Annotated in this window: 12 protein-coding genes and 4 pseudogenes; 15 read left to right on the top strand and 1 reads right to left on the bottom strand. The window is 41.8% G+C overall.

Features of this window, described 5'->3' with window-relative positions; all coding sequences use genetic code 11:
- Nucleotides 1-12 precede the first annotated feature (12 nt).
- A complete protein-coding gene (locus LYNGBM3L_RS33845) occupies nt 13-2,127 on the top strand; it encodes an FG-GAP repeat domain-containing protein (protein ID WP_267872013.1) in 2,115 nt (704 codons plus the stop codon).
- A 283-nt stretch (nt 2,128-2,410) separates the two neighbouring features.
- Here LYNGBM3L_RS33845 and LYNGBM3L_RS43230 read toward each other — a convergent pair whose 3' ends face one another.
- Nucleotides 2,411-2,587, bottom strand: a complete 177-nt coding sequence (locus tag LYNGBM3L_RS43230) for a hypothetical protein (RefSeq protein WP_008182110.1) — start codon at nt 2,585-2,587, stop codon at nt 2,411-2,413.
- Nucleotides 2,588-3,114: 527 nt separating this feature from the next.
- Between LYNGBM3L_RS43230 and LYNGBM3L_RS43225 the strand changes: the two genes are divergently transcribed.
- The 14 genes and pseudogenes from LYNGBM3L_RS43225 to LYNGBM3L_RS10295 all read left to right on the top strand — a co-directional run bounded on the left by LYNGBM3L_RS43225 (nt 3,115) and on the right by LYNGBM3L_RS10295 (nt 11,720).
- Entirely contained in the window at nt 3,115-3,255 is a 141-nt protein-coding gene (locus LYNGBM3L_RS43225) for a hypothetical protein (RefSeq protein ID WP_154659743.1), read from the top strand.
- A 345-nt stretch (nt 3,256-3,600) separates the two neighbouring features.
- A pseudogene (locus LYNGBM3L_RS10335) lies at nt 3,601-3,963 on the top strand (ABC transporter transmembrane domain-containing protein); the annotation flags it as partial.
- Nucleotides 3,964-4,158: 195 nt separating this feature from the next.
- Nucleotides 4,159-5,419: pseudogene (locus LYNGBM3L_RS10330) on the top strand (peptidase domain-containing ABC transporter); the annotation flags it as partial.
- A gap of 191 nt (nt 5,420-5,610) precedes the next feature.
- Nucleotides 5,611-6,042 (top strand): biotin/lipoyl-containing protein, encoded by a 432-nt coding sequence (locus LYNGBM3L_RS46445; RefSeq protein ID WP_008182098.1) that lies wholly within the window; start codon nt 5,611-5,613, stop codon nt 6,040-6,042.
- 18 nt (nt 6,043-6,060) lie between these two features.
- Entirely contained in the window at nt 6,061-6,183 is a 123-nt protein-coding gene (locus LYNGBM3L_RS48555) for a hypothetical protein (RefSeq protein WP_008182097.1), read from the top strand.
- Between the two features lie 189 nt (nt 6,184-6,372).
- Nucleotides 6,373-6,564, top strand: coding sequence for a hypothetical protein (locus tag LYNGBM3L_RS46440; protein WP_008182093.1), 192 nt, complete (start codon nt 6,373-6,375; stop codon nt 6,562-6,564).
- Between the two features lie 224 nt (nt 6,565-6,788).
- Nucleotides 6,789-6,935, top strand: coding sequence for a hypothetical protein (locus LYNGBM3L_RS47215; RefSeq protein ID WP_207554292.1), 147 nt, complete (start codon nt 6,789-6,791; stop codon nt 6,933-6,935).
- Between the two features lie 4 nt (nt 6,936-6,939).
- A pseudogene (locus LYNGBM3L_RS50225) lies at nt 6,940-7,350 on the top strand (beta-barrel domain-containing protein); the annotation flags it as partial.
- Nucleotides 7,351-7,515: 165 nt separating this feature from the next.
- Nucleotides 7,516-8,211, top strand: a pseudogene (locus LYNGBM3L_RS50220) (peptidylprolyl isomerase).
- A 347-nt stretch (nt 8,212-8,558) separates the two neighbouring features.
- A complete protein-coding gene (locus tag LYNGBM3L_RS10310) occupies nt 8,559-9,356 on the top strand; it encodes a PD-(D/E)XK nuclease family protein (RefSeq protein ID WP_008182085.1) in 798 nt (265 codons plus the stop codon).
- Nucleotides 9,357-9,459: 103 nt separating this feature from the next.
- Nucleotides 9,460-9,726 carry a MerR family transcriptional regulator gene (locus LYNGBM3L_RS47195; RefSeq protein WP_008182083.1) on the top strand — a complete coding sequence of 89 codons (267 nt, stop codon included), beginning with the start codon at nt 9,460-9,462 and terminating at the stop codon, nt 9,724-9,726.
- Nucleotides 9,727-9,803: 77 nt separating this feature from the next.
- A complete protein-coding gene (locus LYNGBM3L_RS47190) occupies nt 9,804-9,965 on the top strand; it encodes a hypothetical protein (protein WP_229414420.1) in 162 nt (53 codons plus the stop codon).
- 88 nt (nt 9,966-10,053) lie between these two features.
- A complete protein-coding gene (locus tag LYNGBM3L_RS10300) occupies nt 10,054-11,181 on the top strand; it encodes an RNA-guided endonuclease InsQ/TnpB family protein (RefSeq protein WP_008182078.1) in 1,128 nt (375 codons plus the stop codon).
- Between the two features lie 341 nt (nt 11,182-11,522).
- Entirely contained in the window at nt 11,523-11,720 is a 198-nt protein-coding gene (locus LYNGBM3L_RS10295) for a hypothetical protein (protein ID WP_008182073.1), read from the top strand.
- Nucleotides 11,721-11,879: the final 159 nt, after the last annotated feature.

Below are 11,879 nucleotides of genomic sequence, written 5' to 3'. Positions count from 1 at the left end.
AGTCCTGCTGCTATTGCCACCGGAGACTTTGATGGTGATGGTGATTTGGATTTGGTAACAGCTAACTCAGACTCTGATAACGTCTCGGTGCTGTTAAATAATGGCGCAGGAAGCTATAGCTTAAGTGGGAACTTTGCCGTAGGAAATTTGCCCGTTGACATTGCTGTGGGAGACTTCAACAAAGATGGTAACCTGGATTTGGTGACCGCAGACTTTGGTACTCCTTTTACATCCTCTACGGATAACACGGTCTCAGTCTTGCTAGGAAATGGCAATGGCACCTTTGGTTCTGCCACCCAAGTCAACGAAGGGGATATTCCTCTATCCGTGGCCGTGGGGGACTTCAACCGCGATCAAAATTTGGATATAGCCGTAGGAAGATTTTCCTCACCAGGTATAGTCTCGGTGTTGTTCGGAAATGGGACGGGGAGCTTTCCATTTACTAACGACGTTACAACCGGGGTTAGTGGATTTTCTACCTCTGTGGGGGACTTCAACAACGATGGTAACCTGGATATAGTGACAGGAAGTGGCAGTAACGAAGTCTCGCTGCTGTTAGGGAACGGGACAACAACCTTTCAGCCTAGTATATCGATTCCAACAGGTGTGTCTTTTGCTGCTCCTGATGCTGTGGGAGACTTCAACAAAGATGGCAATCTGGACTTAGTGATAGGAAGTGGTTCTGGTGCTGAGAACGAAATCGCAGTGTTGTTGGGGAATGGAAATGGTAGCTTTGGTTCTCCCATGCCATTTACAACGGGTGGAGGTTCTGAAGTCGCCGTGGGGGATTTCAATAGTGATGGCAACTTGGACATTGCTGCAGCAAGTGATGATCAAGTCTCACTGCTATTAGGGAATGGTGCAGGAGGCTTTACCCCTTCTGGTCAGTTTGATGTGGGCAGTAATCCCTCTTCCATCACCGTAGGGGATTTCAACGGCGATGGTAAACCAGACATTGCGACGGCCAACTCTGGCTCCAACAACGTCTCAGTATTGCTCAACACTACCTCCTCTTCCATGTTTGCTCTAGGTTCAACAACTCAAGTAGGGGACTTTCGAAACGATACTGACTACTTAGTCGCTGATGTAAATGGGGATGGTGAATCTGATCTCGTTGAACTTTGGAATAATAACAATAAGTTTTTTGCTGCCACTTGGATTAGTAATGGTAGCGGAGGATTTAACCTCGGCAATAATACAGCAGTAGGGGACTTTCGAAACGATACTGACTACTTAGTCGCTGATGTAAATGGGGATGGTGAATCTGATCTCGTTGAACTTTGGAATAATAACAATAAGTTCTTTGCGGCGACTTGGATTAGTAATGGTAGCGGAGGATTTAACCTCGGCAGTAATACAGAAGTAGGGGACTTTCGAAACGATACTGACTACTTAGTCGCTGATGTAAATGGGGATGGTGACTCTGATCTCGTTGAACTTTGGAATAATAACAATAAGTTTTTTGCGGCGACTTGGATTAGTAATGGTAGCGGTGGATTTAGCCTGGGCAGTAATACAGAAGTAGGGGACTTTCGAAACGATACTGACTACTTAGTCGCTGATGTAAATGGGGATGGTGACTCTGATCTAATCGAGGTTTGGAATAATAACAATAATTTCTTTGCTGCCACTTGGATTAGTAATGGTAGCGGTGGATTTAGCCTGGGCAGTAATACACAAGTAGGAGACTTTCGAGATGATACTGATTACTTAGTCGCTGACGTAAATGGGGATGGTGACTCTGATCTAATCGAGGTTTGGAATAATAACAATAATTTCTTTGCTGCCACTTGGATTAGTAATGGTAGCGGTGGATTTAGCCTGGGCAGTAATACACAAGTAGGAGAATTTCGAGATGATACTGATTACTTAGTCGCTGACGTAAATGGGGATGGTGACTCTGATCTAATCGAGGTTTGGAATGATAACAATAATTTCTTTGCTGCCACTTGGATTAGTAATGGTAGCGGAGGATTTAGCCTGGGCAGTAATACACAAGTAGGGGACTTTCGAAATGATACTGATTACTTAGTTACCGATTTAAATGGTGATAATAAGTCTGATATAGTTGAACTTTGGAATAATAACAATAATTTCTTTGCTACTAGTTGGTTAAACATTGCTTAAACACTGTTTAAACACTAACCTAGTTCGGTAGTGTCTATGGAGAAGTAGCTGAATTAATCAAATAATCCTCTGATAGATACCAGAGGATTATTTGATACCTAATTAGGTATTTAGTGGGTAAAACACCTCTTCAGCAGCGTCTCCCAGCATAGCATAAATTTCTTCGGCTGATACTTAAGTTAACAGATAATTTTCCTCTAGTTCAGCCGAATATAGAGCTGAGATTTTAATCCTAGCCATTGATACTAGTTATCGATGGTTTACTGGATTGAAATTATTATAGTTATGCTATTGATGCTGAGCACTCTTTAACAACAACCTTAACTTCACCATTTGGAGAGACAGTTGTTGTTACTGTTCTTCCGCCGATAATCCCGTTGATATTCTGCTCATCAAGTTCAGTAATGAAGCTTTCATAAACAGGTGAAATAGCGAGGTCAGAGATTGTAATGTTAGCCATTCGCAAATTTTATATTCAGTCAAGTTGTCTTGTTTAGGATTAGAGGTTTTATTGCCTCATTCCATGACTCTCATCTCGAATTTATTCCAGGATTTCAAGGGATTAATGAATGAAAAAAGTGACAAAAGTAATTCAGTTATATCTTGGTCGATTTTAACAATATATATACTAGGGTGTTTAGAGGTTTTATTGCCTTATACCATGACTATAATCTGGGATTTATTCCAGGATTTCAAGGGGGTAATCAATGAAAAAAGTGACAAAAGTAATTCAGTGATGTCTTGGTTGATTTGAAAAATACCCCTACTAGTGGATCAAGTCAGGATAACTATTACGTAAACTTGGCCAAATCTCTAGGTTTTTATAACTAAAATTAAATTAGTTATACTTTTTTGGCTTCTGCGTTGCTCCCTTGAAAGCTAGACCTGAGCAAACGTCATAAAACAATTCCACCCAAGATAAATCTTGGGTGGAATCAGAATCAGTACTAGAGTTAAAAGGATAGGGCTGAAGGGGTGACAAGGGATTTGAAAAGTAGGCAGGACCGGTGCGATCGCATTCTTATTCCCTACACCTTGCCCCATTACTATTGTTCTGACTCCTCATCCCCCCACTCCCCCCACTTCCTCCATTACTCTCACTTCTCCCTAAAAGTACTTAATCCCTAGTGCCTGATTATCTTCATCCAAAAATTAAATCAAACTTTACACAAACAATATAAAATTCGACCAAAATCTAAAATTGGATAAAAATCATCCAAAAACTCGCCAAAATCATCCAAAAATTGCCCAAAATCATCCAAAAAGTCCACAATACTAAGTAAATTTGACTATTAAAACCAACATAAAAGCCAACATCCACCCTCGATCATCAAAACAATGAGTTAAAGACTTTTTAGTTACAGATATGTCAGGACATCAGTCGAAACCTGATCTTGAGGGTGCATGTACTAGTACAGGTAAATATTTAACAGCGTTTCAGCGCAAACTGCTACAAAAAAGTCTACGATCCGACTTACCTTAATGGCGGTGGGGTTAGGGCTGCTGATATTTAGCCTGTTTCGAGTGGCAATGATGGGGTTGCGGCAATATCTACTAGACCATACGGCTAATAAAGTAGATGCAGCACTGATTGTAGGATTTATTCGCCATACACTGCGGTTGCCTCTCTCGTTTTTCGAGTCCCGCTATGTTGGTGACATCATATCACGGGTTCAGGAAAACCGCAAGATTGAGCAGTTCCTTACCGGTGAGGCGCTATCAATTCTGCTGGATTTACTAACGGTATTTATCTATGTAGGATTGATGGTTTGGTACAGCTGGAAAATGGCATTATTGGCCTTAGTGATTGTGCCGCCATTCTTATTGCTAGCGTTGATTGCGAGTAAGCATTCAGCCGTCAGCTATCAGCTATCAGCTATCAGCGAGTAGGCGCTTTAATTGCACTGGGTCGGATCAGTAAAACGAGCAGGGATGTCAACCAGCCATACTCGTTCGTAAGCTTGTTTACTATCTCCCCTTGATTAGTTAATTAGCTGACGGCTGACGGCTGATAGCTGAATGCTTACGATTGCGACTCCGTTTTTACGTAGGATTTCCCGGGAAATATTTCAATCGATGGCTAAGGAAAATAGTTATCTAATTGAAGCGCTTTCCGGTGTAAGTACCGTTAAATCCACAGCAGTAGAACAAACAGTACGTTGGCATTGGGAGGAGTTATTAAATAAGGAAATTAAGACAAGTTTTGATGGGCAAGTTATCAGCAATCGGCTGCAAATTTTCAGTAATGCTATTGAAGCCGTAGTAACCACAAGCCTGCTGTGGTATGGAGCGTGGTTAGTGATTCAGAATCAGTTAACCATTGGACAATTAGTGGCCTTCAATATGCTGCTAGGAAATATTATTACTCCCTTCCAGCGGTTAACCGTGTTATGGAATCAATTCCAGGAAGTAGTAATTGCTATGGAACGGATTAATGATGTGTTGGATGCCGAACCAGAGGAGGATTTACTGAATCAAGCCCGTCAATCGTTACCATCAATTCAGGGTCACATTGCCTTTGATAACGTTACCTTTCGCTATCACCCAGAGAGTGATTTAAATGTACTGGAAAATCTTTCCTTTGAAGTGAAACCAGGACAAATGGTAGCCCTAGTGGGACGCAGTGGTTCAGGGAAAACGACGATTTCTAAATTAGTGTTGGGATTGTATCCACCCACAGATGGGAAAGTATTGATTGATGGCCTTGATATTACCAGTCTGTCCTTAGGGTCTTTGCGATCGCAAGTGGGAGTAGTAGACCAAGATACGTTTTTGTTTGGTGGAACCATTCGGGAAAATATTAGCTTAGGTCATCCTGCCGCTAGTTTAGAAGAGATTATAGAAGCAGCACGATTAGCAGGTGCTGATGAGTTTATTAAAAATTTACCTATGGGGTATGAAACCCAGATAGGAGAAGGGGGAGGAATGTTGTCTGGTGGACAACGGCAACGGATTGCGATCGCACGGGCTTTGTTAGGCAATCCTAAGTTATTAGTTTTAGATGAAGCCACCTCCCATTTAGATGCAGAATCAGAGCGAATTATTCAGCAGAATTTAAATCAAATTCTCAAAGGTATAGCAGAAGTCAAAAGTCAGAAGTCCTTTGTCAGAAGTCAGAAGTCAAACTCTTGCGCTTACAAAGGGTGTGAGACTTTTGTCATGTCCTAACTGCCCTGGCGACTGCTATAGGACAACATTCGTCATTGCTCATCGGTTGTCTACAGTCCGGAATGCGGATTTAATTTTAGTGCTGGATAGAGGAGTATTGATTGAGAGGGTAACCCATCAGTAATTAATGACAAAAAGGGGACATTATTACTATTTTAATCCCCAGCAAATTAGTCCTTAATCCTGAGTCATTAATCCTGAAAAATTACATAAATTTTAATTTATTTATTCATGAATAATCCTAATACCAAATAACTAGTATCAATAAATAATAAATAAAATTATGCCCAATACATTGAATGGACACTTGGACACTTGAATGGACATCCTCCAACTCAGCTACAAGACACTAATCATGATCAAGATAGTTTAAACGCCCCAAACCTAGCTAAATTTACTGATGATTGGTCTTACGCCACTAAAGAATTACTCGATAGTTGGCCTCAGGTTTGGACAAGGGGATTACTGTACTTTCTAGTAGTATTTGTTTCCATTATTTTACCCTGGTCGATGCTCTATAAGGTAGATGAAACCGGTACAGCTAGAGGACGACTTGAACCAAAGGGTAAGACTGTGAGGCTGGATGCTGCTGTAGCCGGTACCGTGGATGAAATTCAAGTTAAAGAGGGGGAAAAGGTTGAGGCTGGACAAAATTTAGTGATTTTGAAATCCGGGTTAGTCCGTACTGAATTGCAGCAAGTTAACGATAAATTAAAGGGGCAATTGAGTAGGCGATCGCAGTTATAATTACTAAAAAATCAGTTAGTGGTAGTCTTGACAACTCAGCAGCAACAAAATCAAGCCCAAGCCTTGGAAAAGCCAGCTCAAATTGACCAAGTGCGACAGACTATAATTGATCTGAGTAATTCCTATAACTTACAAAAATAATAAAAATTAGCTCAAGGAAATCAGGCCAGGCAAAATCTTGAACTTAGTAAAACAGCCTCTAAGTTACTAGAGATTCGTTTAGCTAATGCCCAGGGAGAGGTGCAACGCTATCGTAAACTTTGGCAACAAGGAGTTGTGCCAGAAATTGATGTGTTAGATAAGGATGATGTGGTACAGTAAAGGCGACGGTTGTATGAACAAACAAAGTCTGATATTGAACAGGCTAAGTTACGGATTAGGGAAGAACAAAGTAGTTATGAACGGACTATGCGTCAAGCACAAGCAGATATTGAGCAAGCAAAGTTACGATTAAAAGAGCAGGAAAGGAGTTATCAGAGTTTGATTCATTCCGGTAAGTTATCAGTACTTAAAATAGAATAACAACTGAATAATATAGAGAATAAAATTACTACCCTAAATTCATAAATTGCTCAGAGTAAGCGTCAGATTGACTCGTTGCAGCTTCAGTTAAAGCAACGAGTCTTAGACGCACCGGTAAGTGGAATGGTATAGCGCTACGCGCAAGTCAGAAGTTAGAAGTCAGAAGTCAGAAGTAAGCTTAGACTTACGTTTCAGAGTTTAGGAGCGATGCAGAGGTGCGACCCGTGGCGAATTTAATTCTTAATGCGGAAAACGCACCATTACGGTCTTGGGGAGGCAGCGCGGTCTTGGGGGTTTCCCCCACTCGCTATTGCCGTGGTTTCCCCCACTCGCTATTGCATCAAGACAATGTCAAACACCTTAATGGGTAGTGCTATATTTCAGTTACCGATTCAAAGACCTGGTGCTGTAGTGCAGCAGGGTACTATGGTAGCAGAAATTGCCCCAGAGGATTCATCATTAATTATTCGAGCCCAGATGGCAACAACTGAAAGTGGTTATTTAAAGAAAGGAATGCCAGTCAAACTGAAGTTTGATGCCTATCCGTTTCAATAGTATGGAGTGATAGCAGGAGAGTTAGTGGAAATTTCTCCAACTACCTCTGAGGTAGCAGCCTATAACATAGAAATTGCGTTAAATCAGGATTGTCTTCCCACAGGTAAGGAGTGTATTGGATTCCGTCCTGGAGATACAGCGACTGCTGAGGTAATTGTGCGCCAGCGTCGGATTATTGATTTTATTCTCGATCCGTTTAAGAAGTTGCAGCAAGGAGGTTTGAAATTATAGGTGATTTCCGGGATGTCATATCAGTCAATTCAGGGCATTATCAATTAGTGCGATCGCTTTTTATAGCACGGCGTGTAATAGTGTTGAAAAATTCAATTTGCAAAGCGATGCAGCACTATAACTTTCACAGTTTAAATTACTAGGATAAACACGATGTAACCAGCTATCACGATTACCAAAGACGATATTCTTGAAGAAATCAAGCTATCTGGTAAGATTCCTGAGATTATCGAAGCAATTACTACCCGCAAGTTAATCGCAGCTGCTGCCGCTGAGGCGTGTATCAAAGTAGAGACAGAAGAACTTCAAGACGCAGCAGATAAATTCAGGATAGTTAGCCAACTCGGGAGTGCTGAGAAAACTTGGGCATGGCTGGAAAAACATGGTATGACCTTATAATAGTTTGAAGCTATGGTATATAATGGCGCTATTTATGGAAAGTTAGCTAAGCATTTATTTGCCGATAAAGTTGAACCCTATTTCTTTGAAAATCAGCTAGATTATGCGGGTGTGGTGATGTATGAGGTAATCATAGATGATCAAGATTTAGCCATGGAACTCTTTTATGGTATTCAGAAAGGGGAGATGAGTTTCTATGATGTTGCTCATCAGTATATCCAGGATAAAGAATTACGTCGCTATGGGGGATATCAAGGAGTAGTAACTCGTGAGCAGATCAAGCCGGAGATTTCTGCTGCTGTCTTTGCAGCTAAGCCACCGGAGGTTCTCAAACCCATTGTGACCTCTAAGGGAGTACACTTGATTTTGGTGGAGGAGATTATTGAACCCCAATTGGATGATAAGCTGCGCTCTCAAATCCTCTTAAATTTATTTTCTGAATGGACTAAGCAACAGGTTTAGCAATTTGAAGTTACCAAAAACCTTGACTTAGGTTACCAAGCTGCCTAGGTCTTGAGTGGAAACTTATACATGCAGAATTTAGAATTTAGAATTTAGAATTTAGAATTCTAATCTTGGTCTTTAAGCTTTTGAAATTAAATGCCCTCTGATGCTGATCAGGGGGCATTTTTGATGATTTATATTTCTAAGTTAAGTTCTCTGACGCGCCTTTCATCCCACCTCAAACGGAGGATGGGGGATTTCGACTGTTATAAGAAAATGCGATCGCATTCGATATCTTCCGCTACACTAGCTAATAGATCACAAACAAACCCAATGTCTCCAAGATTTGATTAGATCATTGACCAGTGTCTCCTCCCGCCCCTCTAACTCGTCTATCCCAAGGACAGCTGAACGTATTACAAACCTGTCCCCGTAAGTTCCAACACATTTACTTTGACCAGCTGGGAACACCCGTGTCTCCCGAACAACAAGAGCGTCTTACTTGGGGAAGCCGCTTTCACCTATTAATGCAACAGCGGGAACTTGGGTTACCAGTTACATCCTTAGTAGAAGAGGATACCCAACTCGACTACTGGCTGAGTGGTTTAGTCAATGCCGCACCAGAACTTTCCAACCCAGAGCCTGAAAGCTTCCGGGAAGCGGAACATTGCCGAACCCTGTATTTCCAAGGTTATCTACTTACAGTTATCTATGACTTATTGATTGCAGGGGAAGACTCGGCTCAAATTCTTGATTGGAAGACCTATCCTCAACCTAAAAACCGGGATTGGTTAGCCCAAGACTGGCAAACACGCCTGTATCTCTACGTCCTAGCAGAAACTAGCGATTATTGGCCAGAACAAATTTCCATGAGTTACTGGTTTGTCAAATCCCAACCCTGTGCCCAGAGTCTTAAATTTACCTACAATAGCGCACAACACCAGAAAACTAGGGAGGATTTGACTCAGTTGTTGACCCAGTTGGCTGGGTGGCTACAAGGGTACCAAGATCAAGGTTTAGCTTTTCCTCAAGTAGCAGCATCCCTTGGTCGATGTGGTGATTGTACCTTTGCCGTGCGTTGTCAGCGTTACGGGAATAGGCTGAGCAACGATAGTACAGAATTACTACCCGATTTAGCTGATATCCAAGAAGTTTCCCTTTGAGCTACCACCCCTGACTGGGTTTGCTCCTAGCACCAGTAAGAGTTGACGCTTAGTCGTTAAATATTAGACAAGACTAAACAAACCGACCCAGACCTGTCTAGTTATGCATTACAGACCTCACGAATTCGCCAAAATCGCTGGTGTGACTGTCCGAACCTTACAACGGTGGGATATATCGGGAAAGTTAATAGCCGATCGGACTTTAGGGAACCATAGAGTTTACACCCAAAAACACATTAATCAACTCAAAGGCTTACTCAATGACGATATTAAAAGGTCTGTGGTTGTGTATTGTCGGGTGTCATCCCCGGCTCAAAGACCCGACCTGGAAAACCAAGTGAAAGCTATGGATACCTTATCCTCCAATTAGCTGAGTACTCCGACTGTGAGATCGTCATCACCAATAATGAATCTCTGAGTCTTCAACAGGAGATGGTCGAAGATCTGATGGCGATTATTCACTGTTTCTCTTGTCGGCTCTATGGTTTGAGGCGTTACATTCAACCCATTCAAGAAAATATTGACAAAAACCTTGACAATCCGGAAAATTGCGCTAAATTAGCATCGGAAGTACAAATAATGGTCGAAATTCCCTTGAAGTTACCGTAAGAATAAAGGAGCCTTTATAGTTGGTCGGTCATGGGTAAAAGGGTTAAAACTTATTAATTAAGGCTCCTTTATTCTAAGGTTTCGTCTCATGTATGCTATCAAACGAGAACTCAAAGTTAATCACAAGCAAGCCAATTGGCTAGCTCAGTGCGCAGGATTCTCCCGATTCGTCTACAACTACGGACTAGGGATGATGAAAGCATCATGGGAGTTTGATCATGTCAAAGCTTCCGATTCTAAACGGTTGAATGCCATTAAGAAGGTGTTCACTAATGTCACCAAGAAAAGTACTGAGTTGGCTTGGTGTAACAAGTATCCAAGTCGTATTTACCAAAATGCATTCCGGAACTTAGCTAAAGCTTTGAGTCGTTGGCGCGACCCTAAGCTTAAAGCTCAGATGCCAAAATTTAAGACAAAGCGTCATCAATGCAGTTTCACCGTTGATGACTGCAACGGTAAGCGACTGTTGTTTGCCGGGAAACAAATCAATATCCCTACCTTGGGATGGTTCAGATTAAAGGAGGGGATCCCTTACAACTGTATTTCCCAAACATTCACGATTTCCAGAGAAGTCGGGAAGTGGTTTATATCGTTCAAAATCGATGCTTGTCCCGTTCCTGCGATCAAACACACCCAGCAGAAAGTCGGAATAGACCTCGGAGTCAAGTGCTTTGCCACATTGTCTGACCGCACCCAGATTGAAACGCCCGAATCGATAAAGAAAGCGAAAACCAAGCTATCGAAGCTACAGTGGCGCAATCGCAAAAAGGTGTTAGGCAACGGTCAGACAAAGACAAAACCAAGTCAGAACGCACTGACTTACTATGGAAGACTGAGAAAGCAACACAAGCACCTTGCAAACATTAGAGAGGACTTTTTGCAAAAGGAAACCACTCGATTAGCTCAGACTTATCAAGAAATTTTGATTGAAGACTTGAACGTGTTGGGAATGTTGGCTAATCATAAACTAGCGGAGGCCATCTCCTTGTTGGGATTCTACCGATTCAGAGAGTTGCTGACTTACAAGCAAGAATTCCATGGATTCAAGCTGACCCTAGTAGATAGGTGGTTTCCATCATCAAAGACTTGCCACAAATGCGGACATAAACAGAATATGCCATTGAAGGAAAGGGTGTATATTTGTGGAGGTTGTGGAAATCTTGAAGACCGGGATCTCAACGCGGCAATCAACATAGAGCGTTGGGAAGCTCGGTAGGGGCTCTCACTGTCGATGGCAATCGATCAAACGCCTGTGGAGTGGAAGAAGCCGACTTCCCACGTAGAAGAAAACGAAGCAGGAATTGAACTTCAGACCGAATGTCTAGGTTTGTGTAAGATTCATGATGCAGTTAAGCAGAGATCCCCGGGGGAACCTCTGCTGTAGCTAGTGCGCTAACCAGCCCATAGGCTACAAAGTCTGGTCGAACAAAATTTTACCAGACTCAGTGCCGCTGGCTTCTTTGGGTTTCATAGGGTTATAATAACACAAAATCTCTAAATAACACAAAAAACTTAAAATACCTATTGAATAGTTTAACCCTTAGTAGGATAATTGGGATGTCAAAGTTGTCAAAAGATGTGTCAGAAGAAAAACAAGTTAGCTACAAACTATTTTTGCCTGAATCCTTACGGGCAAAATTCAAATCTATGTGCGCTCTCAAAGGAGTCACCATGAATCATATCTTATTGGAGTTGATCGAAGAATGGATAGAGGAAAATAAAGCTGCTTCATCCCCTAAGCAGAAGAAGAGTTAATCGGCTGATATAGGTTGAACAGTGCTGAATGCGGAATGGTAAGTGCTAAATGCTGAGTTATCAGTAACCAGCTCATAGTCTAGTAAGCATTCAGCTATCAGCTCTCAGCTATCAGCTAATGCGCTACAGATGGTGCTACTTAATGTGCTATAGCGCTAC

Origin of the sequence: Moorena producens 3L (genome assembly GCF_000211815.1) — a bacterium.
Taxonomy (GTDB): Bacteria; Cyanobacteriota; Cyanobacteriia; order Cyanobacteriales; family Coleofasciculaceae; genus Moorena; species Moorena producens.
The sequence above is the reverse complement of the archived record's forward strand: the minus strand, read 5'-3'. Positions and strand labels throughout refer to the sequence as shown.